General features: G+C 73.0%; 19 protein-coding genes. 12 read left to right on the top strand and 7 right to left on the bottom strand.

Annotation, left to right across the window (positions count from 1 at the left end; all coding sequences use genetic code 11):
• Nucleotides 1-35: 35 nt before the first annotated feature.
• The 4 genes from AB4091_RS11780 (at nucleotide 36) to AB4091_RS11765 (ending at nucleotide 9630) form a co-directional block, all read left to right on the top strand.
• On the top strand, nucleotides 36-464 hold the full coding sequence (locus tag AB4091_RS11780; RefSeq protein WP_442291927.1) for a Fur family transcriptional regulator: 429 nt from the start codon (nucleotides 36-38) through the stop codon (nucleotides 462-464).
• A 137-nt stretch (nucleotides 465-601) separates the two neighbouring features.
• Complete coding sequence (gene katG, locus AB4091_RS11775; RefSeq protein ID WP_442291948.1) at nucleotides 602-2791, top strand: catalase/peroxidase HPI; 2190 nt, start codon at nucleotides 602-604, stop codon at nucleotides 2789-2791.
• 126 nt (nucleotides 2792-2917) lie between these two features.
• Nucleotides 2918-6175 (top strand): ATP-dependent helicase, encoded by a 3258-nt coding sequence (locus tag AB4091_RS11770; protein ID WP_442291926.1) that lies wholly within the window; start codon nucleotides 2918-2920, stop codon nucleotides 6173-6175.
• Nucleotides 6172-9630, top strand: coding sequence for an ATP-dependent helicase (locus AB4091_RS11765; protein WP_442291925.1), 3459 nt, complete (start codon nucleotides 6172-6174; stop codon nucleotides 9628-9630). Before AB4091_RS11770 ends, AB4091_RS11765 begins: the two co-directional genes overlap by 4 nt.
• A gap of 24 nt (nucleotides 9631-9654) precedes the next feature.
• Here AB4091_RS11765 and AB4091_RS11760 read toward each other — a convergent pair whose 3' ends face one another.
• Entirely contained in the window at nucleotides 9655-11142 is a 1488-nt protein-coding gene (locus tag AB4091_RS11760) for a phosphotransferase (protein WP_442291924.1), read from the bottom strand.
• 97 nt (nucleotides 11143-11239) lie between these two features.
• Here AB4091_RS11760 and nudC point away from each other — a divergent pair, with 97 nt between their 5' ends.
• Nucleotides 11240-12241, top strand: a complete 1002-nt coding sequence (gene nudC / locus AB4091_RS11755) for an NAD(+) diphosphatase (protein WP_442291923.1) — start codon at nucleotides 11240-11242, stop codon at nucleotides 12239-12241.
• A 39-nt stretch (nucleotides 12242-12280) separates the two neighbouring features.
• On the opposite strand, the gene AB4091_RS11750 is transcribed toward nudC, so the two are convergent.
• Nucleotides 12281-12550, bottom strand: coding sequence for a mycoredoxin (locus AB4091_RS11750; RefSeq protein ID WP_442291922.1), 270 nt, complete (start codon nucleotides 12548-12550; stop codon nucleotides 12281-12283).
• A gap of 95 nt (nucleotides 12551-12645) precedes the next feature.
• Between AB4091_RS11750 and ppk2 the strand changes: the two genes are divergently transcribed.
• From ppk2 to AB4091_RS11720, 6 genes are all read left to right on the top strand, one after another.
• On the top strand, nucleotides 12646-13485 hold the full coding sequence (gene ppk2, locus AB4091_RS11745; RefSeq protein ID WP_442291921.1) for a polyphosphate kinase 2: 840 nt from the start codon (nucleotides 12646-12648) through the stop codon (nucleotides 13483-13485).
• Nucleotides 13486-13505: 20 nt separating this feature from the next.
• Nucleotides 13506-15620, top strand: a complete 2115-nt coding sequence (locus AB4091_RS11740) for an ATP-dependent DNA helicase UvrD2 (protein WP_442291947.1) — start codon at nucleotides 13506-13508, stop codon at nucleotides 15618-15620.
• A gap of 144 nt (nucleotides 15621-15764) precedes the next feature.
• Nucleotides 15765-16022, top strand: coding sequence for a hypothetical protein (locus AB4091_RS11735; protein WP_442291920.1), 258 nt, complete (start codon nucleotides 15765-15767; stop codon nucleotides 16020-16022).
• Between the two features lie 312 nt (nucleotides 16023-16334).
• Nucleotides 16335-16622: a WhiB family transcriptional regulator gene (locus AB4091_RS11730; protein WP_386050389.1), complete on the top strand. Its 288-nt coding sequence runs from the start codon at nucleotides 16335-16337 to the stop codon at nucleotides 16620-16622.
• 74 nt (nucleotides 16623-16696) lie between these two features.
• On the top strand, nucleotides 16697-16831 hold the full coding sequence (locus AB4091_RS11725) for a hypothetical protein (RefSeq protein WP_442291919.1): 135 nt from the start codon (nucleotides 16697-16699) through the stop codon (nucleotides 16829-16831).
• A gap of 218 nt (nucleotides 16832-17049) precedes the next feature.
• On the top strand, nucleotides 17050-17175 hold the full coding sequence (locus AB4091_RS11720; RefSeq protein WP_442291918.1) for a hypothetical protein: 126 nt from the start codon (nucleotides 17050-17052) through the stop codon (nucleotides 17173-17175).
• 118 nt (nucleotides 17176-17293) lie between these two features.
• Here AB4091_RS11720 and AB4091_RS11715 read toward each other — a convergent pair whose 3' ends face one another.
• The 3 genes from AB4091_RS11715 to AB4091_RS11705 form a co-directional block, all read right to left on the bottom strand.
• Complete coding sequence (locus AB4091_RS11715) at nucleotides 17294-18625, bottom strand: ABC1 kinase family protein (RefSeq protein WP_442291917.1); 1332 nt, start codon at nucleotides 18623-18625, stop codon at nucleotides 17294-17296.
• A gap of 158 nt (nucleotides 18626-18783) precedes the next feature.
• Nucleotides 18784-19755, bottom strand: coding sequence for a hypothetical protein (locus AB4091_RS11710; protein ID WP_442291916.1), 972 nt, complete (start codon nucleotides 19753-19755; stop codon nucleotides 18784-18786).
• 264 nt (nucleotides 19756-20019) lie between these two features.
• The gene (locus AB4091_RS11705) at nucleotides 20020-20181 is read right to left on the bottom strand and encodes a DUF5679 domain-containing protein (protein ID WP_020143053.1); all 162 of its coding nucleotides are present in this window, start codon (nucleotides 20179-20181) and stop codon (nucleotides 20020-20022) included.
• Between the two features lie 189 nt (nucleotides 20182-20370).
• On the opposite strand from AB4091_RS11705, the gene AB4091_RS11700 reads away from it, so the two are divergent.
• The gene (locus tag AB4091_RS11700; RefSeq protein WP_442291915.1) at nucleotides 20371-20922 is read left to right on the top strand and encodes a YgjP-like metallopeptidase domain-containing protein; all 552 of its coding nucleotides are present in this window, start codon (nucleotides 20371-20373) and stop codon (nucleotides 20920-20922) included.
• A gap of 372 nt (nucleotides 20923-21294) precedes the next feature.
• Here AB4091_RS11700 and AB4091_RS11695 read toward each other — a convergent pair whose 3' ends face one another.
• On the bottom strand, nucleotides 21295-21933 hold the full coding sequence (locus AB4091_RS11695; RefSeq protein ID WP_442291914.1) for an NUDIX hydrolase: 639 nt from the start codon (nucleotides 21931-21933) through the stop codon (nucleotides 21295-21297).
• Nucleotides 21930-23687 (bottom strand): zinc-dependent metalloprotease, encoded by a 1758-nt coding sequence (locus AB4091_RS11690; RefSeq protein WP_442291913.1) that lies wholly within the window; start codon nucleotides 23685-23687, stop codon nucleotides 21930-21932. Before AB4091_RS11690 ends, AB4091_RS11695 begins: the two co-directional genes overlap by 4 nt.
• Nucleotides 23688-23721 lie beyond the last annotated feature (34 nt).

Genomic DNA, 23721 nt, shown 5'->3' with positions numbered 1-23721 from the left:
TTGATTTGTTCAAGAAAACCCGAAAGACTCCGGTCATGCCCCGGACCGACGTCGAAGCGCTGCTGCGCAACTCGAGCCTGCGCGTGACCCGCCAGCGCGTCGCCATCCTCGAGGTGCTCAGCGACCACCCTCACGCCGACACCGACTCGGTGATCCGCCGGGTCCGCGAGTCCGCGGGCGACATCTCGCACCAGGCCGTCTACGACGTGCTCCGCGCGCTCACCGACGCCGGCCTGCTGCGCCGCATCCAGCCCGCCGGCTCGGTCGCGCGCTACGAGGTGCGCGTCGGCGACAACCACCACCACGTCGTGTGCCGCTCCTGCGGAACCATCGCCGACGTCGACTGCGCTGTCGGAGACACCCCCTGCCTCACGGCCTCCGACGACCACGGCTTCGTCATCGAGCAGGCGGAGGTGACGTATTGGGGCACCTGCCCCGGCTGCGCCGCCGCTGCGGCCTCCTGACGTGTGCCGGCGCACCCCACCGAGCCATCCCAGCCAGAGCTGACCACCGCACCCCGCCACCGAAAGAGAAGGACGACCCCGTGTCTGACGTGAAGCCCGAAGAGCAGACCGTTCCCCAGAACGCCGAAGTCGGAGAGATGAACGAGCCGCAGGCCGCGTCCTGCCCGTTCGGCCATGACAAGGAGACCGTCCCCGCAGCGGGCGGCACCAACCGCCAGTGGTGGCCGAACCAGCTCAACCTCAAGATCTTGGCGAAGAACCCCGCCGTGGCCAACCCGCTCGGTGAGGACTTCGACTACACCGCCGCGTTCAACAGCCTCGACCTCGCCGCGGTCAAGGCCGACATCGCCGCCGTGCTCACCGACTCGCAGGACTGGTGGCCCGCCGACTTCGGCCACTACGGCCCCTTCATGATCCGCATGGCGTGGCACAGCGCCGGCACCTACCGCGTGCAGGACGGCCGAGGCGGCGCGGGTGCCGGCCAGCAGCGCTTCGCCCCCCTCAACTCCTGGCCCGACAACGGCAACCTCGACAAGGCCCGCCGCCTGCTGTGGCCGGTCAAGAAGAAGTACGGCCAGAACCTCTCGTGGGCCGACCTCATCGTGCTCACCGGCAACGTCGCCCTCGAGTCGATGGGCTTCGAGACGTTCGGCTTCGCCGGCGGCCGCCCCGACGTGTGGGAGCCCGACGAGGACGTCTACTGGGGTCCCGAGACCGAGTGGCTCGGCGACGAGCGCTACACCGGTGACCGCGACCTCGAGAACCCCCTCGCCGCCGTCCAGATGGGCCTGATCTACGTCAACCCCGAGGGCCCCAACGGCAACCCGGACCCGCTGAGCTCGGCCCGCGACATCCGCGAGACGTTCGCCCGCATGGCGATGAACGACGAGGAGACCGTGGCCCTCATCGCCGGCGGCCACACCTTCGGCAAGACCCACGGTGCCGCCGACCCGCTGGAGAACGTCGGCCCCGAGCCCGAGGGCGCCCCGCTCGAGGAGCAGGGCCTCGGCTGGAAGAACGCCTACGCCTCCGGCAAGGGCAAGGACGCCATCACGTCCGGCCTCGAGGTCACCTGGACGCCCACCCCGACCCAGTGGGACAACACCTTCTTCGACGTGCTGTTCGGCAACGAGTGGGAGCTCAGCGCCAGCCCGGCCGGAGCGAACCAGTGGGTCGCCAAGGACGCCGAGGCGACCATCCCGGCACCCGACGAGGGTGGCGCGAAGCGTCTTCCCACGATGCTGACGACCGACCTCGCGCTGCGGGTCGACCCGGCATACGAGAAGATCTCGCGTCGCTTCCACGAGAACCCCGCCGAGTTCGCCGACGCGTTCGCCCGCGCCTGGTTCAAGCTGACCCACCGCGACATGGGCCCGATCGAGCGCTACCTCGGCCCCGAGGTGCCGCAGGAGGAGCTGCTCTGGCAGGACCCGCTGCCCACGGCCGAGGGCGAGCCGGTCACCGCCGACGACGTCACCGCCCTCAAGGCGAAGATCGCTGACGCCGGCCTCTCCACGGCCCAGCTCGTCAAGGCTGCCTGGGCCTCGGCCTCGACGTTCCGCAGCAGCGACAAGCGCGGCGGCGCCAACGGCGCCCGCGTGCGCCTCGAGCCGCAGACCGGCTGGGACGCCAACGATCCGGCCGAGCTCGCCACGGTGCTGCGCGCCCTCGAGGGCATCCAGGCCGACTTCAACGGCTCGTCCGACCGCAAGGTCTCCCTCGCCGACCTCATCGTCCTCGCCGGCAACGTGGCGGTCGAGCAGGCCGCAGCCGCAGGTGGCGTCACCGTCGAGGTGCCGTTCCGTGCGGGCCGCGTGGACGCCTCGCAGGAGCAGACCGACGTCGAGTCGTTCGGTTACCTCGAGCCGAAGTACGACGGCTTCCGCAACTACCTCGGCAAGGCCGGTCGCGTGCCCGCCGAGTACCTGCTGCTCGACAAGGCCAACCTGCTCGGGCTCTCGGCCCCGCAGATGACGGTCCTCGTCGGCGGCCTGCGCGTGCTCGGGGCGAACACGGGCGGGTCGACCGTCGGCGTCCTCACCGACCGTCCGGGCACGTTGACGAACGACTTCTTCGTCAACCTGCTCGAGCTGGGCACCACGTGGAAGGCCACCTCCGAGTCCGCCGACGAGTTCACCGCGACCAACGCCGCCGGTGAGCAGACCTGGAAGGGCAGCCGGGTCGACCTCGTCTTCGGCAGCAACTCCGAGCTGCGCGCTCTTGCCGAGGTCTACGCGAGCGACGACGCCAAGGAGAAGTTCGTCCGCGACTTCGTCGCCGCCTGGTCGCAGGTCATGGAGGCCGACCGCTTCGACGTGAAGAAGTGACGGCCTGACGCACTGACACGCAGGGCCCGGGCGTATGCCGTCCGGGCCCTGCGTCGTCATGCGTCGTCATGCGTCGTCCTCGCGGGGTGCCGTGCCCCTGTCGGCGGCCCGTGATGGAATCTGCGGGTGGTCATCCTCCGTCGAGCTCCCGCCCCGGTGTCCGCGGCGGTGCGGCTCGACGAACGGCAGCAGGCGGCGCTCGACTCCGGCGCCCGGGTGCTCCGGGTGCTCGGTGGGCCCGGCTCGGGCAAGTCGACCCTCGCCGTCGAGCTCGTCGTCGACGGGGTGCGCCGGCACGGGTTGCGGGCCGACGCGTGCCTGATGCTGACATCCAGCCGCAGCGCGGCCGCGAGCCTGCGCCAGCAGGTCACGGCCCGTCTCGACGGCACCTCCACCGAGTCCCTCGCCCGCACCTGGCAGGCGTTCGGGTTCGGCATCCTCCGGGCCGAGGCGGCCCTGCACGGCCAGCCCGCGCCGCGGCTGCTCAACGGCCCCGAGCAGGACGTCATCCTGCGCGACCTGCTCGCCGGACACGCGTCGGGCGAGGTGCCCGGACCCAAGTGGCCGGCCGCCCTGGGCGATGCCCTGCGCACCCGCGGGTTCCGCAACGAGCTGCGCGACCTGCTGATGCGCACCGTCGAGCACGGCCTCGGTCCCGACGACCTCGCCCGCCTCGGGGTCGAGCACGACCGCCCCGAGTGGGTGGCGGCCGCGCAGGTGCTCCGCGAGTACGACCAGGTGACTTCGTTCAGCCGGCACGGCTCCTACGACCCCGCCTGGGTGCTCACGGCCGCGGCCGAGCTGCTCGAGGACGACCCGTCCGCCCTCGACCGGCTGCACGAGCGCGTCGGCCTCGTCGTCGTCGACGAGGCCCAGGAGCTGACCTCCGCCGCCGCCCGGCTGCTGGGTGTCGTGGCGCGCGGGGGCCCACGCATCGTGCTGCTCGGCGACCCCGACGTCGCGGTCCAGACCTTCCGCGGCGCCGACCCCCGGTTCCTCGCGAGCGGGTGGAACGACCTCGGCGACTCCCGACGCAGCCCTTTTTCCGTGGGTGACGAGCCCACGCTGCTCGACTTCATCGAGCCTGACGTGCTGCCCGGTCGCAGCGCGCACCGGGGCGCCGAGACGATCGTGCTCGACCGCAGCCACCGTCTCGGTCCGGCGCTCGCCGAGGTCGCCGACCGGGTGTCGCGGCGCATCGGGGCGCTCGGCGGCGGCGAGCAGAGGCGGCTCGCGCCGGCCTCGTCCGATTCCGGGCGGTGCACTGTCGAGGTGGCCCTCCTCCGGTCGGCCGCCCAGGAGACCGCCCACGTCGCCACACTGCTGCGCCGGGCGCACCTCGTCGAGGGCGTGCCGTGGACCGACATGGCCGTCGTCGTGCGCGGGTCGGCCCGCGCCGACACCATGCGGCGGCTGCTCGGGCAGGCGGGGGTGCCGGTGCAGGCCGGCAGCGCCGAGACCCCGGTGCGCGACGAGAGCGCGGTCCGTCCCCTGCTGCACCTCCTCGCCGAGAGCCTCGAGGTCGCCCGGGGCGAGCACCGGGGTGAGCAGCACGTCATCGACCCGGTGCGAGCCGCCGACCTCGTGGTGTCACCCATCGGCGGCGCCGACACCGTGGGGCTACGTCGCCTGCGCCGCCTCCTGCGTCACGACGAGCTGGCCTCGGGTGGGGGCCGCTCCAGCGACGAGCTGCTCGCCGGGCTGCTCCTCGACGCACCGCGGGCCACGCTGATGGGCGGCGTCGCCCGCCCGGCGGCCCGCGTGGCCGCTGCCCTCGCGGCCGGAGCAGCCGCGGCGCGCCTCGGCGACGACGGTCGCTGGGCCGGCGGCGTCAATGCCGAGTCGGTGCTCTGGGCGATCTGGCAGGGCGCCGCCGTCGCGGAAGGGTGGCGGCGAGCGGCCCTCGCCGGCGGCTCGACGGGGGAGCGCGCCGACCGCGACCTCGACGCCGTGCTCGCCCTCTTCGACGCCGCCGGCGCCTTCGTCGACCGGCTCCCGACCGCGGGGCCCGACACGTTCCTCGAGCACATCCAGGGCCAGGACGTCCCGGGCGACACCCTGCTCGTCGGCGGCCAGTCCGGCGGCCGGGTCTCGCTCGTCACCCCGCAGACGGCGGCCGGTCGCCAGTGGCGCATCGTCGTTGTCGCGGGGGTGCAGGAAGGCGTGTGGCCCGACCTTCGCCTGCGCGGCTCGGTGCTCGGGTCCGAAGACCTCGTCGACGTCGTCGCGCAGCGGCCGGTCGGCTTCCGCGCGGCCCAGGCCGCCGTGCGCTACGACGAGACGCGCCTCTTCCTCGTCGCCGTCACCCGCGCCACCGAGCGCCTCCTCGTGACCGCCGTCGGCAACGAGGACGAGCAGCCGTCGGTCTACCTCGACCTCGTCGACCCGCCGGCCAGCACCCGCCTCGCCGACGAGGTGCGCCCTCACAGCGAGGTCGGTCGCACGATGACCCTCCCGGGCCTCGTCGGTGAGCTGCGTCGCGAGGTCACCAGCCGCGACCCGGCCGTGGCCGAGCGTGCCCTCGCCCTGCTTGCCGCCGCGGCGCGCGAGGGCGTGCGTGGGGCCGACCCGGCGACCTGGTGGGCCCTGCGCGACGCGACGAGCGACCATGCGGTCCGACCCGCTGACGAGCCCGTGCACGTCTCGCCCTCCAAGGTCACCTACTTCAACGAGTGCGGGCTGCGCTGGTTCCTCACCGCCATGGGTGGCGAGGGCGTGAGGCTGGGCGCGGCGTCGGTGGGCACCTTCGTCCACGACATCGTCGCGGAGCAGCCAGACGCGACCCGGGAGGTGCTCGACGCCGAGGTCGACCACCGCTGGGGCCGCCTCGGGCTGCCCCAGGGCTGGGTCACCGACCGCACGCGCAGCGAGGCGCACGACATGGTCGCGCGCTTCGTCGCCTACCGCGACGTCGCCGAGCGCGAGCGCGAGCGGGTCGGGGTCGAGACCCCGTTCCGGGTGCAGGTCGGCCGTGCCGTCGTCGGGGGTCGGGTCGACCGCATCGAGCGCGACCGCGACGGCGGCCTACGCATCGTCGACCTCAAGACCGGCACCAGCAAGCCGACCAAGGCCGAGCTCGCCGAGCACGGGCAGCTCGGCGCCTACCAGGTCGCCGTCGAGGAGGGGGGCTTCTCCGACCTCGGCGAGCACAGCGCCGGTGCGGCCCTCGTCTTCATCGGCAAGGGCGGGCTCTCGGGCCTGAAGCCGTCGGTGATGACCCAGGAGCCCGTGGCCAGCGTGCCCGACCCCACGTGGGCGCGGGCCCTCGTCGAGTCCACCGCCGACGGCATGGGCGCCGCGACCTTCACCGCCTCGCAGAGCACCTGCCGCACCTGCCCGGTGAAGTCCTCCTGCCCGGTGCAGCCGGAGGGAGACGCGCTGTGACCGAGACCCTCGACCGCCCCACGACCTCGATCCGCCACTCTCCGCGCGACATCGCGGTCGCCCTCCAGCTGCCGCCACCCACACCAGAGCAGGCAGCCGTCATCGAGGCCGGCCCCGGGCCGCTCCTCGTCGTCGCGGGCGCCGGCTCGGGCAAGACCGAGACGATGGCCGCGCGCGTCGTGTGGCTCGTCGCCAACGACCTCGTCACCCCCGACCAGGTGCTCGGGCTCACCTTCACGCGCAAGGCTGCCGCCGAGCTCTCCGCCCGCATCGGCAAGCGCCTCCGCGGCCTCGAGCGAGCAGGCCTCTGGACCCCACCCGCCGACGACGGCACCGGCGCCGAGGTGCTCGGCGGCACGCCGACCGTCTCCACCTACCACTCGTATGCCGGCCGGCTCGTGCGCGAGCACGCCCTCCGGGTCGGCATCGAGCCGGAGTTCAGAGTGCTCACTGAGGCGGGCGCGTGGCAGCTCGCCGCCGAGTCCGTCTCGCGGTGGGACGGGCCGATGGACGGCATGACGCGGTCCGAGGGCAACATCATCGACGCCGTCATGTCGCTCGCGGGTGAGATGGCCGAGCACGTGCGCACGCCGGCCGAGGTGACGGCGCACCTCGACGACGTGCTGGAACGTCTCGATGGCCTCCCCGACGGCGACGGCAAGGGGAGCCTGACGCCCGCCAAGGAGGTGATCGGGGTCCTGCGCGAGCGCCGGCTCGTGCTGCCGATCGTCGAGGCCTTCCTCGAGCTCAAGCGGTCCCGCGAGTCGCTCGACTTCGCCGATCAGATCGCGCTCGCGGCCCGCCTCGCGTCGACCATGCCGCAGGTGGGGCAGATCGAGCGTGACCGCTTCACGGCGGTGCTCCTCGACGAGTTCCAGGACACCTCCGAGGCCCAGCTGACCCTCCTGCGCAGCCTCTTCCACGACCCCGCCGTGGCCCTGACCGCTGTCGGCGACCCCAACCAGTCGATCTATGGCTGGCGCGGCGCGAGCGCGACCACACTGCTGCGGTTCCCGTCCGAGTTCGCCGGGCCGGGCGGCCCGGCCGACGTGCTGCCGCTGTCGACGAGCTGGCGCAACGACGAGCTCATCCTCGCTGCTGCCAACGTCACCGCCGCGCCCCTGGCGACGGCGCACGTGCAGCCGCTCACCGCACGACCGGGGGCCGGGCCGGGCTCCGTCACCATCGACCGGCTCGAGTCCGCCGAGGCCGAGGCGGCGCACGTCGCGCGGTGGGTGGCCGAGCGGTGGCGTTCGCCGAGCGGCCGGCGCACCGGGCGCTCCGCGGCCGTGCTGTGCCGACGCCGCTCGTCCTTCCCGCTCGTCATCGAGGCGCTCCGCGCGGCAGACCTGCCCGTCGAGGTGGTGGGCCTCGGCGGCCTTCTCGTGACGCCCGAGGTGAGCGACCTCGTCGCTGCGCTCTGGGTCGTCCAGGACCCCACCCGCGGCGACCAGCTCATGCGCCTGCTCACCGGCCCCGTCGTGCGTCTCGGGGCAGCCGACCTCGCCGGCCTCTGGGCCTGGGCGCGTGACCTGCACGGCCGCCCTGCCGGCCCGGGACCTTCCGCACCGGCCTCCCACACAGGCGAGCGGACCGACAGCGGCGTGCCGTCCGGCGGCGTCCAGCCCTCCGACAGCGAGCCATCCGACCGCGAGCCATCCGACCGCGAGCCATCCGACCGCGAGCGGTCCGACGACGACCGCCGGGGGAGCGACCTCGCCACCGACAGCGCCGACACGGCCACGCTCGTCGAGGCCCTCGACGAGCTGCCCCGTACCGGCTGGGTCGCCCACGACGGTGCCCGCATCAGCGCAGAGGCGATGCGTCGCCTGCACGGCCTGTCAGAGGTGGTGCGCCGGCTCCGGCGACTCACGGCGCTGCCGCTCGTCGACCTCGTCGCCGAGGCCGAGGTCGCGCTCGGTCTCGACATCGAGGTGCTGGCCCGCCACGAGCACACCGCGTCGACGGCACGCGTGCACCTCGACGCCTTCGCCGACGTGGCCGCGCGCTACGCGACGAGCGCCGACCGTCCCACCCTGAGCGGGTTCCTCGCGTGGCTCGAGGCCGCCCGTGAGCAGGAGCGGGGGCTCGACGCCGGTCACACCGAGTCCGATGCCGACGCGGTCCAGGTGCTCACGGTCCACGCCTCCAAGGGCCTCGAGTGGGACGTCGTCGCCGTCCCCGCGCTCGTCGAGGGGGCGTTCCCCGACCACGCCTCCACCTCGGTGTCGCTCGTCGACGACTCCGATCCGCCCGAGTACGCCTGCTCCGGCACGCCCAAGGACAAGGGGTGGCTCGTCGGGCTCGACTCGTTGCCCTACGACCTGCGGGGCGACCGCGACGGACTCCCGCACCTCGACTGGCGCAGCATCCCCGACCGCAAGCAGCTCGGCGTGGCCGTCGAGGAGTTCGCCCTGGCCGGCGGTCGGCACGCCGTCGCCGAGGAGCGCCGGCTGGCCTACGTCGCAGTCACACGCGCGCGCACCGAGGTGCTGCTGACCACCCACGTCTGGGGCGCGACGAAGAAGACCCTCTCGGTGCCCAGCCGCTTCCTCCTCGAGATCCGCGACACTCTCGGCGACGCGGTCACGCAACAGGTGTGGCATCCCGCACCCGAGCCCGTCGCGGACTCCAAGGGCCGCGCCGTCGCACCGAGCAACCCCTACCTCGTCGACCCGGTCTCGGCGATCTGGCCACACGACCCGATGGGGCACCGCCGTGCCGCTCTGGCCGGAGTCGTCGAGAGGCTGGCCGAGGCCGTGCGATCGGGCGATGCGCCGCCGGCAGACCCACGCCTCGACGACCTGCGTCTGCTCCTCGCCGAGCAGGCCGCCCGACGATCGCGCGGTGAGCCAGTGGTCGACGTGCCCCGCCACCTGTCGGCCTCCGCGGTCGTGTCGCTGGCACGCGACGCCCAGGCCTTCGCGATGAACCTGCGTCGTCCGATGCCGAGCGCGCCTGCCGTCGCTGCCCGCCAGGGCACCGCGTTCCACGCCTGGATCGAGGAGCACTACTCCCGCGCGGCCATGGTCGACCTGCTCGACCTGCCCGGCAGCGCCGACGAGGGAGCGTCCGACGACACCGATCTCGACGTCATGAAGGAGCACTTCCTGGCGAGCGAGTGGGCCGACCGCGTGCCCGACGAGATCGAGCTGTCCATCGAGACGATCATCGACGGCATCGCCGTGCGAGGTCGCATCGACGCCGTCTTCGCCCGCGACGACGGCGGCTGGACCGTCGTCGACTGGAAGACCGGCGCACGTCCCACGGGCCAGGACGCCCGCGTGCGCACGCTGCAGCTCGCCGCGTATGCCGTCGCCTTCGCCAGGCTGCGTGGCGTGGACCCCGGCGACGTGGACGCGGCGTTCTACTACGCGGCCGAAGGGGTCACCGTGCGACCCGACGTCCCGAGCGAGGCCGACCTCGTCGCGCTGCTGCGCACGCTCCCGGCCTGACCCACGCCAGGCGGTGGTCGCGGGTCAGGCGCGGCGGTCCTCGCCAGGTCGCGACCGGTGCGAGACCGGGACGAAGTCCGAGGCGCCCTCGTGCAGGTCGCCCACCCCATCGGGAAGCGCCTCCACCTCGTCGATCTCGAACGCGTCACCGGCGTGCGGCGCGACCAGTGGCACGGGTTGGGACTCCTCGAGCTCTGGAACGAGCTCAGGCGCTGCCGGCGCCTCGCTGGTGGGGTGGCCCGGAGTGGCGTCGGACGACGCCTCGCGGGGCTCGTCGTCGAGCAGGTCGGTCGTCGAGATGGCCTGGGTCTCGCCGAGTGGCGCCTCGCGGGGCTCGTCGTCGAGCGGGTGGGTCGTCGAAATGGCCTGGGTCTCGCCGAGAGGCGCCTCGCGGGGCTCGTCGTCGAGCAGGTCGGTCGTCGAGATGGCCTGGGTCTCGCCGAGCATTGGGAAAGGCGTGTGCGGCTGCGTGGCATCCCATGCCGGCTCGGGGCGTTCCGGGTCGTCGGGGTCGAGCACCGCCTCGGCGCGCTCGCGCGCCGCCCGGGTGCGCTCGCTGCGCTCGGCGTCCTCCTGAGCGTGGCGGCGGTCGTCGGCCTCGACCTGCGTGTCCAGGGCTCGCAGCTCGTCGGCCGTCCGCTCGACCACCTCGAGCCGACCCGAGGCGAGGGCGTGGAGCAGGGAGCGGAGCGGCGCCATCTCGGCGGCGAGGCGGGCGCGCCGCACGAGGTGGACGTCGGGGCGCTCCACGCGTGACTGCGAGTAGGCCTCGAGCACGGCGTCCAGCGTTTCGGGCGACGCGACCCTGGTGAGCTCGGCGAAGTCGTCGGCGGGATCGCCGATGCGGCTCTCCTCCCAGGCGAGGACGCCGCGCACACGACCGGTGGCCGAGTCGTCCTCGTCGTCGAACGACGCAAGGACGTTGGCCCCGGTGAAGGTCCCGTGGACCGCGCTCGGCGCGAAGCGCCACAGCGACACGTCCTCGAGGGCGTGCTCCCACCGTGTCAGCAGCCCCGTGGGCACGTGACCGGTGGCCGCCGCACGGTCGAGCTCGGAGAGCTGGCGACGCCGGTGCGCCTCGGCGTCGTACGTCGGCCGCCCGGCCTCCTCGAAGAGCAGGTGCTCGACGTTGTGGATGTGCGCGAGGGTGCGCCCGACCTCGGCCGCGAGCCGGCCCGGCTGCAGGCCGGCGAAGTCCAAAGGCCTCCCGGGCACGCGCAGGTACACGGCCGCGCGGCCCTCGGGCACGGGCGCGAAGCCGCGCACCATCGGCATGGCCACGTCGAGCCGACGCCCGAGCAGGCCCGACAGGGCCGCGATGTCGTCGAGCATGGCTCCGGCAGCCGGCGTGGCCGGGCACTTGACCACCCACCGACGGTCCTGGCTGTCCTGGACGTAGGCGATCTCGAAGAGGTCGCCGGGCCGGGTCGCCGTGCCCTCCACCGTGACCGGGTCGAGGCCCGGCACGGCCGAACTCGCCAGGGCGGCCAGGAAGAGGGGGCTGCGGGTCACGCGTCCACGGTAAGTCGAACGAGCCGCCGAGCGTGGGAGGCAGCGCCCGGGCAGGGCCGCTCACGTGCGGGCCGCGAGCCGTCCTAGGGTGGGCGGCGTGGCCCTCACCGACGAGACCCTGGCGGATCTGGCACTCTCACGCAGCTCGCTCGACCGGGTGGCCCTCGAGCGCCGACGACCCGACGTCATCGCCGAGCTGCTCGACGATCCGGGAACGCTCGTCGCCGAGGTGCGGGGAGACCGCATGCGGGTGGCCGGCCCCGACGGACCCCCCGGCGACGGGGCCGCAGGCGACGGTTCGCTCGGGCTGGTCCTCAGGGCCCCCGAGCCCGCCGACCGTACGCGGCTGGCCCTCCACCTCGGACGCGACGGTGCCGGCACGGCATACGTCGGCGTCGTGGCGCCGGACGAGCCTGCCGAGCAGGCCTCGGACGGGCCGTCCACCGGGCGCGGCCCCGAGGCTCGAGGCTGGCTCACGCTGCGCCAGGCGGGAGAAGCTCTCGGACCGCGTGACGCCGGCGTCTTCACCACCGCGCTCGCCCTCGCGCACTGGCACTCGACCCACCGCTTCTGCCCCCGCTGCGGTGCACCGACCGAGGCGGTGGAGGCGGGCTGGGTGCGACGGTGCGAGCGCGACGGCAGCGAGCACTACCCGCGCACCGACCCAGCGGTGATCATGTCGGTCGTCGACCCCGACGACCGGCTGCTGCTGGGCCGCGGGGCGCACTGGCCGGAGGGCCGGTTCTCCGTCCTGGCCGGCTTCGTCGAGCCGGGGGAGTCGTTCGAGGCGGCCGTCGCCCGCGAGGTCGCGGAGGAGGTCGGGGTCACGATCGACTCCGCTCGCTACCTCGGCAACCAGCCGTGGCCGTTCCCCTCCTCGGTGATGATCGGCTTCGCGGCGACGACCCGGGAGACCGACCTGACGATCGACCAGGTCGAGATGGCCGAGGCGCGGTGGGTCACCCGGGAGGAGTACCGGGACCTGCTGCGCAGCGACGCGATCCGCACCCCGAGCGGCATCTCGATCGCCAAGCGGATCATCGAGCGGTGGCTGGGCTCGACCGTCGAGTCGGTCGTCGAGGGCGGCCGCCGGTGGTGACCGCCGGTCGCGAACGGCATTGGTGACCAGCGTTGGTGACTAGCCGGCGAGGCGCTGCTTGACCTCGGCGAGTGACGGGTTGGTCGCAGCGGTGCCGTCGGGGAACACGACCGTGGGCACCGTGCGGTTGCCGGCGTTCACCTGCTCCACGAAGTCGACGTGCTCGGGGTTCGCCTCGAGGTCGATCTCGGTGAACGGGACACCTTCGCGCGACAGCTGGCCCTTGAGCCGCGTGCAGTAGCCGCACCACGTCGTGGTGAACATCGTGATCGAGCCCTCGTCGGGCGTGACCTGGGTGAGCTCGGGCATCGGTTCCCATTCGTCGTGCTGGTGGCGACCGGCGTCGCCGGTGGTGGTTGGGGACGGCTCCTGCGGGCGTCGTCCCTCGATGCAAGGATGACCCCATGGCCCGGCACGGCGCAAAGCGACCCCGCAAGATGGACCTCGCCGTCTACGAGGCGGAGGTCCGGCGGCTGCAGGCCGGCCTCGTCGAGTTCCAGGAGTGGGTGCGGGCCACGGGCCAGCGCGTCGTCGTCGTCTTCGAGGGGCGTGACGCCGCCGGCAAGGGCTCGGCGATCAAGCGCATCACCGAGTACCTCAGCCCGCGCGTCGCGCGCATCGCGGCCCTGCCGGCGCCCACCGACCGCGAGAAGACGCAGTGGTACTTCCAGCGCTACATCGCCCACCTGCCCGCCGCGGGCGAGATCGTCCTGTTCGACCGGTCCTGGTACAACCGGGCCGGCGTCGAGCGGGTCATGGGCTTCTGCACCGACGAGCAGTACGCCCGCTTCCTCGAGCAGGCGCCGGTCTTCGAGCGGATGCTCGTCGACGACGGCATCATCCTGCGCAAGTACTGGTTCAGCGTCTCCGACGTCGAGCAGGAGCGCCGTTTCCGCTCCCGGGCCAAGGACCCGATGCGTCAGTGGAAGCTCTCGCCGATGGATCTCGAGTCGATCACCCGGTGGGAGGACTACTCCGAGGCCAAGGACCGCATGATGGCCGCCACGAGCACGGGGTGGGCGCCGTGGCACGTCGTCGAGTCCGAGGACAAGCGACGCTCGCGCGTCAACGTCATGCACCACCTCCTGGGCTCCATCCCGCACGTCGCGATGACCCCCGACGTGCCGGCCGTTCCCGACCGGCCCGCGCCGCGCGGCTACGAGCGCCCTCCCCAGGAGACCCAGAACTACGTGCCCGACCATGCCGCCCGGGCCCTCGCCATCGCGAAGGGTGATCACTCCTGACCTCCGCCTCCGCCGACCAGATCCTCGAGGGGCTCGACCCCGAGCAGCGCGAGGTCGCTCTCGCCCCGCCCGGGCCCCTGTGCATCCTCGCGGGTGCCGGCACGGGCAAGACCCGTGCCATCACCCACCGCATCGCGTATGCCGTCCACTCCGGTGCGCAGCAGCCGCAGCGTGTGCTCGCGCTGACCTTCACCGCGCGCGCCGCCGGCGAGATGCGCACGCGCCTGCGCGGGCTCGGGGTCCAGGGGGTGCAGGCGCGCACGTTCCACGCTGCAGCACTGCGCCAGCTGCACTTCTTCTGGCCCCAGGCCATCGGCGGTGCCGCCCCCGAGGTGATGAGCCACAAGGCGCCGGCCGTCGCCGAGGCCGCGAGCCGGCTGCGCATGCAGTTCGACCGCACGACCATCCGCGACCTCGCAGCCGAGGTCGAGTGGGCAAAGGTCAACCTGCTGACACCCCAGTCGTACGCGGCCCGCGCCCGTGAGCAGCGCCGTGAGCCGCCGGGTCTCGACCTGACGGCCATGGCGCGCCTCTTCGAGGCCTACGAGGACGTCAAGCAACGTCGTGGGGTGATCGACTTCGAGGACGTGCTGCTGCTCACCGTCGGCATCCTCGACGAGCGCGAGGACATCGCCCGCACCGTGCGTGGCCAGTACCGCCAGTTCGTCGTCGACGAGTACCAGGACGTCAACGACCTCCAGCAGCGGCTCCTCGACCAGTGGCTCGGCGAGCGCAGCGACCTGTGCGTCGTCGGCGACCCGGCCCAGACGATCTACTCCTTCACCGGTGCCAGCCCGAAGCACCTCGTCGGGTTCTCCAAGAGGTTCCCCAAGGCGCAGGTCGTCCGGCTGGTGCGCAACTACCGCTCCACTCCGCAGATCGTGGGGCTGGCCAACACGATCGTCGCGTCGGGCACGCAGGCCGCCCGCGAGGGGGCCGTGCGGCTGCTGGCGCAGGGGGAGCCGGGGCCGGACCCGCAGCTCACGTCCTATCCCGACGACCCCGCCGAGGCGAGCGGGGTAGCCGAGCGCATCCGAGCCCTCGTCGGCTCGGGTCACCTGGCCGGCGAGATCGCGGTGCTCTTCCGCACCAACGCGCAGTCCGAGGCGTTCGAGTCGGCGCTCACCGACGTGGGCGTGCCCTACCTCGTGCGCGGCGGCGACCGGTTCTTCGCGCGCAAGGAGGTGCGCGACGCCGTGCTCCTGCTGCGGGGCGCCGCTCGCAGCGACGACGGCGAGAAGCCGCTGGGAGAGATCACACGCGACGTCATCACCGGGGCCGGCTGGTCGCACGAGCCGCCCTCCGGCGGTGGCGCCACCCGTGAGCGCTGGGAGTCCCTCACCGCCCTTGCCACGCTCGCCGACGACATGGCGGCGGCAGCGCCAGAGGCGCGCCTGCCCGAGCTGGTCGCCGAGCTCGAACGCCGTGCGGCCGAGCAGCACGCGCCGGCCGTCCAGGGCGTCACCCTCGCGAGCCTCCACGCCGCCAAGGGCCTCGAGTGGGACTCCGTGTTCCTCGTCGGTGCCTCCGACGGCCTCATGCCGATCTCGATGGCCGAGGGGCCCAACGCCATCGAGGAGGAGCGTCGCCTGCTCTACGTCGGCCTGACCCGGGCCCGCAAACAGCTCTTCCTCTCGTGGTCGGGGGCCCGCACGCCGGGTGCTCGCGCCACCCGCCGCGTCTCGCGGTTCCTCGCCCCGGCCGCGGGCATCCTGGGGCAGGGCGCGCGTAGCGAGGCCAAGTCGGGTGGCTCCAAGAGGTCCGCGCCCAAGGTCGCGCGGCTCGCGCACTGCCGCGGGTGCGGGGCCGAGCTCGTCTCGGCCGCGCAGCGCAAGGTCGGTCGTTGCGACGACTGCCCGCCCACCTACGACGAGGCGACCTTCGAGCGCCTGCGCACCTGGCGGCTCGCGGTCGCCCGCGACGCCAGCGTGCCGGCATACGTCGTCTTCACCGATGCGACGCTCACGGCGATCGCCGAGGATGCGCCCTCCGATGAGGCGGCCCTGGCGACGATCAGTGGCGTCGGCGCGCGCAAGCTGGAGCAGTACGGCAGCGACGTGCTGGCCATCCTGGGCGGTGCAGACCCGCAAGAGTTGCTCGAAAGCCGTTCTGCTGCAAAGGAATCCGCCGGCTGACGTCACCGCACGAAAAATTGTCTCGAAAACTTCGTTAAATCAGTTGTTCGCCCGCAACGCGCACGCGTACCCTTTAGGACGTCAAGCCCAGTGGCTCAGGTAGCCGGCTGGGGCCCGCGAGAAGCAGATAGGAGGGTCGGCCACATGGACATCACCACGATGACGATGAACGCAGCAACCTGCGTCCTTTCCGTGCGTCCGCGCGCCGGCCAGATCCGTCTTGCGGACTCCACGTTCGAGGCCCAGGGGACCACTGTGTCCGTCGCCGCCGTCATGGGCGGCCGCGTCGCCGATTTCCGCGCTCCGATCACGGGAGACGTCTCGGTCCTCGGCCTCACGTCCGCCCCCGCCTACAAGACCATCGATGTCGTTCGCTCCCGCTCTGGGAGGCCCCCGGTCTGACACAGACCCAGAAGCCTCACCTCCAGGCCGCGAACCCGACATCACCGGGTCCGCGGCCTTCGTGTTTCTCCTGGCAGCTCCGGCAGCCACACGACCCGATTGCCGCCCCACACCGCAGTTACCGACACCGCAGCAGCGCCCCACCGGGCGCCGGACAGATCAGGGACACAAGAGATGACTCCTCGGATGCCGAGCAGCAGGACCGAGTCGCGCACCGTCGGTGCCGACCTCCGGACCCGAACCGAGAGCAGGACAGAGACGAGTGAGCAGGGGCGCCCGGGAACCGGAGCCCCGGAGACGGAGGTGAGAACGATGCAGCTGAGCGAACTGATCGACATGAGGACCGAGGCCGAGCAGGTCGGCGAGACGATCCCGTGCCGCGACTACGACGCCGAGCTCTGGTTCGCCGAGCGACCGGAGGACGTCGAGTTCGCCAAGACCCTCTGCGGGCTCTGCCCCGCACGGACCCAGTGCCTCGCCGGCGCCCTCGAGCGCCAGGAGCCGTGGGGCGTCTGGGGCGGGCAGCTGCTCGTCCAGGGCGCAGTCGTGGCTCGCAAGAGGCCCCGCGGCCGTCCGCGCAAGCACCCCGTGGCTGCCTGAGCCTGCGTGAAGACGCATGACCCGGCTGCCCAACACCTTGAACACCAACCCTTTTCACAGACCAGGAGATCGTCATGAACCAGCTCGAGATGCTGGCTCGCGACCGGATCAACCAGCGCAGTCAGCGCCAGGACCGCAGCGGCATCCGTCGCAGCGCCCGGCTGATCGCCCAGGAGATCCGCGCCAGTCGACGCCACAGCGAGAAGTGAACGACCGCGCCGTCGGGCGCGTTGCAGGACAACTGAATCGAGTGAGCGAGCCGCGGGTGACGCGCACGTCACCCGCGGTTCCTCATGTCCGGGAGCCGTCGTCGCGCACGTGACGGAGCGAGAGGGCGGCACCTTCGGGCTGTGCGCGACTCCCGCGTGGCGCCACGAGAGCCACCCCTGTCGGCGGATACTGGCAGGGCGGAGAAAGGGAGAACCCCATGGACACCTCAGAGATCGTCCCGGTGCTCGTCTGCTCGAGCTGCGGCACGACCCCGCCGACCGACGAGCAGGCATCGGCCCGGCTCACCTGGAGCCGCGGCACCGAGCGCGGCCGCACCACGTAGACCTGCGAGCGCTGCAGCCGCGACAACCTCCGCTCGATCGAGAGCAAGCTCGACCCCGACTGGTGGTGAACACCCGGTGGTGAAGACCCGGTGGTGAAGACCCGACCCTGAAGACCCGTCAGGCCGGTTCGCCCACGGGCGGCAGGTCGGCCCCCGGAAGCAGCTCGTCGACGAGTGAGCGCCCGTGCACCGTGCCGCCGAGCTGGCTCAGCACCCCGATGCCCCCACCCCAGACCCGGTGGATCAGCAGGTACTCCGGCGGCAGGTTGAGCTTGTAGGCGACAGCGTAGTTGGGCTGCCGTGGGTCGTTGATGTGGGCGAACACCCCCCGGAGCCACTCGCGGCTGAATGCGAAGGTGTCGGTGCGGAAGGGCGCCATGAACGGCTCGAGGTAGTCGAGCAGCCGCTGGGGGTCGAGGTCGATGCCGCTCTTGACGAAGCCGATCTCACGCAGCCCGTCGAGCACGTCCGCGGCGCTGCCCTCGAGGCCGGTCGTCAGCAGGGGCCCGATCTCGGGCGGCATGCCCTCGGGCAGGCGGTTGACGGCGCCGAAGTCGATGATGCCGAGCCGCCCGTCGGGGGTCATGCGGAAGTTGCCGGGATGGGGGTCGGCATGGAGCAGCCCCGCTCTCGCCGGACCGGCGAGCAGAAAGCGCAGGTAGAGCTGGGACGCGGTGTCGCGCTGCTCCTGGGTGCCCTCGGCGATGATGCGCGACAAGGGCAGACCGTCGAGCCACTCGGACACGATGACGTGCTCACGACCGTCGACGACGTGCGGCACCGCAAAGTCAGGGTCGCCGTCGAAGGCTGCCGCGAAGGCTGCCTGGGAGTCTGCCTCGAGCCGGTAGTCGAGCTCCTCGGCCATCCGGTCGCGCAGCTCGTCGAGGATGGGGCCCAGCTCGATGCCGGGCACCCAGCCGGCGGCCACCTTCGCGACCCGGCTGATCTGTCGGATGTCGCTCATCAGCGCCGGGCCGGCTCCGGGGTACTGGATCTTGACCGCAACGTCACGGCCGTCCTTCCACACGGCGCGGTGCACCTGGCCGATCGACGCGGAGGCTACGGGGTGGTCGTCGAAGGACTCGAACCGGCTGCGCCAGCGGGTGCCGAACGCGGCGCGCATGACGCCGTGCACGGAGGTGGTCGGCATCGGTGGCGCGCTGTCCTGCAGCTTGGTCAGGGTGGCCCGGTAGTGCACCGCGAGCTCCTCGGGGAGGGCGGCCTCGAAGATCGAGAGAGCCTGCCCGAACTTCATCGCCCCGCCCTTGAGCTCGCCGAGCACCTGGAACAGCTGCTGGGCGGTGCGCGCCTGCAGCTCGGCGGCGACGAGCTCGGCGGGCCGGCCGCCCAGGCGCTTGCCGATGCCCAGTGCCGTGCGTCCGGCGAAACCGAGGGGCACCGAGGCGAGCTTGGCGGAGCGCACGACGGCCTTGCGCGGCAGGTCGGTCACGGCCACACCTCCTCGGGCGACTCCACGGCGTCGGCCTTCGTGGGCGACGGCGCCGGCTGGCGTTCGGGGCGTGCCTCGGCTGGCCCGCTCCCGCCCCCGACTCTATGTCGTGCGTGGCGGCATACGCGTCGGGGTGGGTGGCGGCGTACGTGTCTGGCTCAGGCTCCCGGACGCAGCACGTCGCCGGACGGGTGGGTCAGCCCTGTGCCGACACCCGACGGTCGAGCCGCGGGGTCGCGCGAGCCGCGCGTCGCCGGGTGCGCCGGGCAGAGCGGGTGCGCGGGCCAGCGGCGGTGGTCCATGCGCGGCCAGGGCAGGCTCACCTCGACGGAGACGCCCGGCGGTGGCGGGTGCCCCTCGAGCAGACCGGTGACGAGGAGGGTGACCGTCCCGACGACGAGCTGCGTCAGGCCCGGCTGGAGGGCCTCGTGCACCCCTTCGGGCGGCCCGGCGAGGGTCAGCTGCCGGGGAGGGGTCGCCTGGCTCATCACCGTGGGCCACGCCTCGTCGCGATCGGCCCGGTGCCGGTCGAGGCACCACAGGCAGGGACCGCCGGGGGAGGCGTCGACGAGGGGCCCCACCACCGTCCGCGGCCCTGCGGGCGCGACCGGCAGATGAGGTACGCCGTGTCGCAGCCAGAGGTCGCCGCGACGCGGGTCGACGACCGGCGACCCGATGAGCACGACCAGGTCGGGCCGGGGGCGCTCGGGCGCGGCCACCGAGCGGTCGAGCGCGGCCCGCCCGTGGACGACCGTGACGGTGCTCCTCGCAAGGGCCGCGGCGATCTCGGAGGCGAGGCCGCCGGAGCCGTCGACGACGACGCGTGCCTGCGCCGCGCGGTCCTCGGGAGACACGTCGCTCTCGTGGTCGACGAGGATCGCCAGGTCCTGGGCGAGCTCGAGCAGCGCCCGCCACCGCTCGACCGGCACGCCGGCCCCTGCAGCCACGCGGTAGGTCGAGCCGAGGGGCAGAGTCCCGTCGAGGCGCGCGAGCAGGTCGGCCTCGGCCTCGCTGATGCCCTTGACGACCGGGCCTCCGGGCAGCACCCCGAACTGCACCTCGCCCTGGCGCCGGGTCAACGGGCGCAGCCACACGGGGACGCGCGGGTGGGACGGCACGGCAGCAGACATGGGACCTCCTGACCCGGTGACGCCGCCAGCGGCAGCCACCCTCGGTGGTCAGGCTCGCAGCCGTTCGGGGGACGCCGCCGTCGTCGTCCACAGGCCGCCTGGGGTCGGATCGCCCCCCGAGGCCCCGCACGCGGCGTTCTCCCGCTCGCGTCCAGCCCGAGCAGCCCGGGCCGAAGTGCCCTCGCTGGGGCACGCACGAGGGGGCGGGACCGTTGTGGTCCCGCCCCCTCGATCTGCGGCGTCAGCGACGCCGGCGTGACCTGGTCAGGCCTTGCCCAGGATGCGGTTGAGGTTCGTGCCACAGACGGGGCACTGGCCCTTGGCCATGCGGCGACCGTTGTCGGACACGACAACCTTGCCCTCGGCCTCGCGCTTCTCCTTGCACTTCACGCAGTAGAACTCGCCCTTGTAGGTCTCGTCAGCCATTGAAGTCTCCTTGTTGCTGGCGCCCATCCGACGGGCGCCTCGACTCGTTCAACCCTAGAGCACGCTGAGCACGAAATCATGCTCATCCCCGCTTGGCGTGGCCTCCCGGAATGGGGTATGCCGTGCGGGCGCGGACGTGTCGGTGCCGTGCTCCGCGCCGTTGTCGGTCGGCGGGCTTACCCTGCCCTCATGGCGACGACGCGGCGGGAGGTGGTGCACACCGTGGTCGACGGTGTCACCGTCGAGGTCCGCCGCAGCGCCAAGCGTCGCCGCACCGTGTCCGCCTACCGGCAGGAGGGGCGGCTCGTCGTCCTCGTCCCCGCACGCATGAGCCAGGCCGAGGAGGGGGAGTGGGTGCGCACCATGGTCGCCCGCGTCGCCGCGTCCGAGCAGCGCAGGCAGCGCAGCGACGGGGACCTCGAGCAGCGGGCCCTCGCGCTGTCCCGCGAGCACCTCGGTGGCCGCGCCGTTCCGTCGAGCGTGCGGTGGGTCGGCAACCAGAACTCCCGCTGGGGCTCGTGCACCCCTGCCGAGGGCTCGATCCGCTTGTCCGACAAGCTCCGTGGCATGCCGGGGTGGGTCGTCGACTACGTCCTCCTGCACGAGCTGGCGCACCTTCTCCAGCCGGGTCACGGGCCTGAGTTCTGGGAGCTGCTGCGGGGCTATCCGCGCCTCGAGCGCGCTCGGGGCTACCTCCAGGGCGTCTCCGCCGCGGCCGGCCTCGACGTCAGCGACGACTGACCGTCGAGCCGCGCCGCCGGGGCCGTATGCCGTCCGGCGGGCCATCGTGCGTTCGACGGTCCTGGCGCAGCCGCGGACCGACTGTTCGAGGTACTCCCCGTGCGCCCTCGACGGCGTCATCGCTCGTGCCGGGCTGACGCGCCCACCCGTTGTGCCGCACGGTCCCGACGGGGCCGTTCAGGACGTGCAAGACCGCGCTCCGACGCCGGGGATCGGTGACCTGCACGCGTGCCAGGGAGCATGACGCGTGGGTGGGTCGGCGTCCGTGCCGTGTGACTCATGTGGCTCGAGTGATGAGAGAGCATGACGCAGATCACATCGCGGAGCACGTGTCGCGGCCCGAAAAGGTCCGTGTCTGCCGGTTTCGGACTCTCAGCCCCTGATGACGCGGGCCGCTGCGCGAACCAGCGGGCCCAGTTCGGCGCGGGTGCCCTCGGGCAGGGCATCGACCGGCCACCAGCGCACGTCGATCGACTCCGTGCTCACAGCCGCGGCGGCCGACCGTGGCGTGACGGCGGCGAACCTGATGTCGAGGTGCTCCCTGCAGCGCCCGAAGTCGCCGACGAGCACGTGCCGGTCGAGCTGCACGATCTCCGGCAGCGCCGTCACGTCGGCGATGCCGGACTCCTCGCGGGCCTCACGGGTCGCCGCGTGCCAGACGGACTCGTCGCCGGGCTCGAAGTGACCGCCGAACTGGAACCACTGCCGGGCCCGCCGGTGCAGGGTGAGCAGCGCCGACTCGCCGGACTCGTCGAGCACGATGACGCTGCCCGTGAGGTGGGCCGGGGGGCCTGCCTTGCTCACGGCGTCGGGATGCGCGCGCAGGTGGGCGAGGTAGGTGAGGCGCAGCTGTTCCTGCTCGTCGTCGGGCGCGACCCAGGCCTCGAGCCGCGACAGGGCGTCGTCGTGCAGCAGGCGCCACGTCGGAGCTGCCGAGGCGATGGACGTCGTCTCGGCTGCTCCTTCGGTGGTGGCGGCGGTCGACGGCAGGCTGGAAGCCGCTCCGGTCACCGGCTCTCGCCCTGCTGCGGGTCTTCCGGGTCGCGGGGCTCGTCCGGCTCACCGGAGTGGCCCGGTGAGGTCTCGGGTGCCGCGGCGGGCCCGGCCGACGGCTCGCCGCTGCGTTCGCGGTCGGCCTCGTCGAGGATCCCCTTGAGCACCGAGTCGAGGTCGTCCCCGAACCCTTCGCCCAGACCGTCACCTAGACCCTCGGGGAGTCCTCGGTCGGTCGCCTGCCCCTCGGTCGTTCCGTCGCCGGTGGCGCGCTCCACGAAACCGATGGGGTCGTCGAGGTCTGCCGACGTGGGAGCGAGGTCGGGGTGGGCCCAGCGGCCGTCGCGCAGGCTCTGCCCGCCGGCGCTCTCCAACGCGGCCCAGAGGTTCGCGGCATCGCGGAGGCGACGCGGGCGCAGCTCGAGGCCGACCAGCCCGGCGAAGGTCTTCTGGGCGGCGCCGCCCACCCGACGCCGGCGGATCGTCTCTGCGAGCGCCGCCGACTGCGGGAGGTGCCGGCCGGTCGCCTTGTCGGTGACGTGGTCGACCCAGCCCTCGGCCAGGGCGAGCAGCGTCTCGAGCCGGCCCAGGGCCGTGCGCTGGGCGGCGGTGGGCTGGGGTCGGAACAGGTTGCCCTGCAGCGCTGTGCGCAGGGCCTCCGGGTCGGAGGGGTCGATCGTCGACAGCGCCGACTCGATCGCCTCGGTGTCGATGGTGATGTTGCGGGCGTAGTCCGACACGGCCGAGAGCAGCTGCGGGCCGAGCCAGGAGACCGCGGAGAAGAGGCGCACCCGCGCCGCCTCGCGCACGGCGAGGTAGAGCCGCACCTGCGCGACGTCGAGCTCCAGCGACTCGGCCAGCTGGGCCACGTTGCCGGGGAGCAGGGCGACCAGGCCGGGCTCGGTGAGGGGGAGCCCGACCTCGGTGCCGCTCACGACCTCGGTCGCGAGGGTGCCGACGGCCTGCCCCAGCTGGGCAGCGAACATCTGGCGGCTCAGGTTGCCGAGCATCGGTGCCCACTGCTCGACCATCTGCTGCGGGTCGAACCCCGCGGGCAGCCCCTCCGGGAGCGCTTCGCCGAAGGCTTCCGGCCCGAGCTCGCCGATCTGCTTGCGCATGGCATCGGAGGTGGCGGCGGTCACGCCGTCGGAGACCGGCTCGATGAGCTCGAACCAGCGGGGCATCGTCGTGTCGACCCACTCCGCCCGGCTGAGGCCGGTCGCGCGCCAGGCGGGGGCATCGAGAGTGGTCTGCTCGTCGAGCCACAGGGTCGCGACGGCGACGGCATCGTGGACGGCTCGCGAGGCCGCGTCGTCATGGACGTCGTTGCCCTCGACCGTGAGCACGAGCCGACGGGCGACCTCGGTGGCGAGGTCGCGGGAGCCGGTCGGCGACTGCTGGGCGGCCATGAACGTGCCGAGCTGGGCACGCATGGCGGCCTGCGTCGCGGGATCACGGGGGTCGACGCCCATCGAGCGCATCGCCTCGGCGAGATCGGGGTTCTCGGCTGCCTCGCCGAGCACCTTCTCCAGCATCGCGCCGAGGTCGGAGGGGTCCATCCCGGCGAGGTCGGGGAGGATGTCGCCGGGCCCGGTGCCGCCGGCGCCCGCACCACTCGCGGCCGGCCTGTTCAGGGGCAGTCCGAAGGGGGACTCGCCGGGCGCCCGGTCGGGCCCTCGCTGCTGCTGCTCGTCGCGCTCGTCCGGGCTCTCCGGGAGATCGTCGTCCCGGTCGCTGCGGTTGTCGTCACCGCGTCCGCGGTCGTCGGCCATGCGTGCTCATCCCCACTCGAACTGGTGTCGTGCC

Source organism: Terrabacter sp. 2RAF25, assembly GCF_052115265.1.
Taxonomy (GTDB): domain Bacteria; phylum Actinomycetota; class Actinomycetes; order Actinomycetales; family Dermatophilaceae; genus Terrabacter.
The sequence above is the reverse complement of the archived record's forward strand: the minus strand, read 5'-3'. Positions and strand labels throughout refer to the sequence as shown.

What these genes read in the sequence shown, in the direction of transcription:
- AB4091_RS11780 (WP_442291927.1), top strand. Translation starts at nt 36, where the DNA reads ATGCCCCGGACCGACGTCGAAGCGCTGCTGCGCAACTCGAGCCTGCGC.
- katG (WP_442291948.1), top strand. Translation starts at nt 602, where the DNA reads ATGAACGAGCCGCAGGCCGCGTCCTGCCCGTTCGGCCATGACAAGGAG.
- AB4091_RS11750 (WP_442291922.1), bottom strand. Translation starts at nt 12,550, where the DNA reads ATGCCCGAGCTCACCCAGGTCACGCCCGACGAGGGCTCGATCACGATG.
- ppk2 (WP_442291921.1), top strand. Translation starts at nt 12,646, where the DNA reads ATGGCCCGGCACGGCGCAAAGCGACCCCGCAAGATGGACCTCGCCGTC.
- AB4091_RS11735 (WP_442291920.1), top strand. Translation starts at nt 15,765, where the DNA reads ATGGACATCACCACGATGACGATGAACGCAGCAACCTGCGTCCTTTCC.
- AB4091_RS11730 (WP_386050389.1), top strand. Translation starts at nt 16,335, where the DNA reads ATGCAGCTGAGCGAACTGATCGACATGAGGACCGAGGCCGAGCAGGTC.
- AB4091_RS11725 (WP_442291919.1), top strand. Translation starts at nt 16,697, where the DNA reads ATGAACCAGCTCGAGATGCTGGCTCGCGACCGGATCAACCAGCGCAGT.
- AB4091_RS11720 (WP_442291918.1), top strand. Translation starts at nt 17,050, where the DNA reads ATGGACACCTCAGAGATCGTCCCGGTGCTCGTCTGCTCGAGCTGCGGC.
- AB4091_RS11710 (WP_442291916.1), bottom strand. Translation starts at nt 19,755, where the DNA reads ATGTCTGCTGCCGTGCCGTCCCACCCGCGCGTCCCCGTGTGGCTGCGC.
- AB4091_RS11705 (WP_020143053.1), bottom strand. Translation starts at nt 20,181, where the DNA reads ATGGCTGACGAGACCTACAAGGGCGAGTTCTACTGCGTGAAGTGCAAG.
- AB4091_RS11700 (WP_442291915.1), top strand. Translation starts at nt 20,371, where the DNA reads ATGGCGACGACGCGGCGGGAGGTGGTGCACACCGTGGTCGACGGTGTC.
- AB4091_RS11690 (WP_442291913.1), bottom strand. Translation starts at nt 23,687, where the DNA reads ATGGCCGACGACCGCGGACGCGGTGACGACAACCGCAGCGACCGGGAC.